This window comes from Streptomyces sp. LS1784 (assembly GCF_020103755.1).
Taxonomy (GTDB): Bacteria; Actinomycetota; Actinomycetes; order Streptomycetales; family Streptomycetaceae; genus Kitasatospora.
In genome coordinates, this window is the sequence record NZ_JAHSQD010000917.1 from 1 (window position 1) to 2,089 (window position 2,089).

The following is a 2,089-nucleotide window of genomic DNA, read 5'->3' on the forward strand; positions in this document are numbered from 1 at the left end:
CCTGCCGGAGGTGCTGTCCGCGCTGGAGCGGGCGGCCGGGCGCGGCCTGGACCTCGCCCACCTGACCGCCCGCCAGCGCCGGCGCGCGGCCGACGCACGGGCGTTCACCGAGGCGTACCGGCGCTACTGCTGGCCGACCGAGGGCCTGTCGGGCATCCGGCTCGCGCCGTTCCAGCTGCTCGCGGCCGAGGGGGTGAACCTCGCGGTGCGCCCGCACGACGAGCACCTGGACCTGATCGACCGCCTGGTGGCCGCCGACACCGCTGCCGCCACCGCCGCGACCAACGCCACCGCCGCGACCAACGTCACCGCCGACGCGACCGCCACCGCCGACGCGACCGGCGGCCCGGGAAGCCCGGAGCGCCGGAAGGAGCCGGTGCTGCACCGCACCCGGCGGATCCTGGTGGACACCGAGGACGAGGCCTCGATGGCCGCCGCCACCGCCTGGTGGGAGGAGCTGACCGCGGCGGGCGGCGAGGGAATGGTGGTCAAGCCGCTGGTTTCGCCGGCGCGCACGGTGCGTGGCGAGGGCCGGCCGGGCGGTCTGGTGCAGCCCGGGGTGAAGGTGCGCGGCCGGGAGTACCTGCGGATCGTCTACGGCCCGGACTACACCGAGCACCTCGACCGGCTGCGGCTGCGCGCGCTGGGCCACAAGCGCTCGCTGGCGCTGCGCGAGTACGCGCTGGGCCTGGAGGCGCTGGACCGGCTGGCGGCGGGGGAGCCGCTGTGGCGGGTGCACGAGCCGGTCTTCGCGGTGCTCGCGCTGGAGTCGGAGCCGGTCGATCCTCGGCTGTGACGGTGGCGCCGGAGGAGGGGAGTTGCCCCGTGGGCTCCCTTCCTCCACCCTGCCTCTGTATAGAAATTCCGAGTATCGTATAGACTTGCCGCTTTCCCGCAGTCCCGTCACCCCAGGAGCCCGGCATGGCCTTCAACCTCCGGAACAGGCACTTCCTCAAGGAGCTCGACTTCACGCCCCAGGAGTTCCGCTTCCTGGTGGACCTCGCCGCCGGTCTCAAGGCGGCGAAGTACGCGGGCACCGAGCAGCCCCGGCTGCGCGGCAAGAACATCGCGCTGATCTTCGAGAAGACCTCCACCCGCACCCGTTGCGCCTTCGAGGTCGCCGCCCACGACCAGGGCGCCACCACCACCTACCTGGACCCCGCGGGTTCGCAGATCGGCCACAAGGAGTCGATCAAGGACACCGCCCGAGTGCTCGGCCGGATGTTCGACGGCATCGAGTACCGCGGCCACGGCCAGGAGGTCGTCGAGGAGCTCGCCGAGTACTCCGGCGTCCCGGTCTGGAACGGCCTGACCGACGAGTGGCACCCCACCCAGATGCTGGCCGACGTGCTCACCATCACCGAGCACACCGTCAAGCCGCTCCCCGACGTCGCCCTCGCCTACCTCGGCGACGCCCGCTCCAACATGGGCAACTCGCTGCTGGTCACCGGCGCCCTGCTCGGCATGGACATCCGGATCGTCGCCCCGCGCGCGCTCTGGCCGACCGCGGAGGTGCAGAAGTCGGCGCAGGCCCTGGCCGAGACGACCGGCGCCCGGATCACCCTGACCGAGGACGTGGCCGAAGGCGTGGTCGGCGCCGACTTCCTCTACACCGACGTCTGGGTCTCGATGGGCGAGCCCAAGGAGGTCTGGGCCGAGCGGATCGAGCTGCTCGCGCCGTACCAGGTCTCCATGGACACCGTCCGGGCCACCGGCAACCCGGACGTGAAGTTCCTGCACTGCCTGCCCGCCTTCCACGACCTCGGCACGGTGGTCGGGCGGCAGATGTACGAGGCGACCGGCATGGCCGAGCTGGAGTGCACCGACGAGCTGTTCGAGTCGGCGCACTCCGTCGTGTTCGACCAGGCCGAGAACCGGCTGCACACCATCAAGGCGGTGCTGGTCGCCACCCTCGGCTCCTGACCGGCCCGAGGACTCCGGACGGCCCCCGGGGGCGGACGATCCCCGGGGGTCGCGGACGGCTTTTCGGGTGGCCCGGCCTCAGCCGTCCAGCTTGACGCAGGCCACCCGGTCGCCCGCCGCGTGCGGGCCGGCCGGGGTGCCCGCGTGCAGCACCAGCGAGCGGGCC

1 protein-coding gene and 1 pseudogene are annotated in these 2,089 nt (G+C 72.9%); both read left to right on the top strand.

The genetic code is table 11. From position 1 onward, the window contains the following. Positions 1 to 796: pseudogene (locus tag KS423_RS44205) on the top strand (polynucleotide kinase-phosphatase); the annotation flags it as partial. Positions 797 to 921: 125 nt separating this feature from the next. Continuing rightward, the gene (gene argF, locus KS423_RS44210) at positions 922 to 1,923 is read left to right on the top strand and encodes an ornithine carbamoyltransferase (protein ID WP_224285323.1); all 1,002 of its coding nucleotides are present in this window, start codon (positions 922 to 924) and stop codon (positions 1,921 to 1,923) included. The last annotated feature ends 166 nt before the right edge of the window (positions 1,924 to 2,089 follow it).

Bases quoted from the DNA above. Each gene is read 5' to 3' on its own strand.
- argF (WP_224285323.1), top strand. From the start codon at position 922: ATGGCCTTCAACCTCCGGAACAGGCACTTCCTCAAGGAGCTCGACTTC.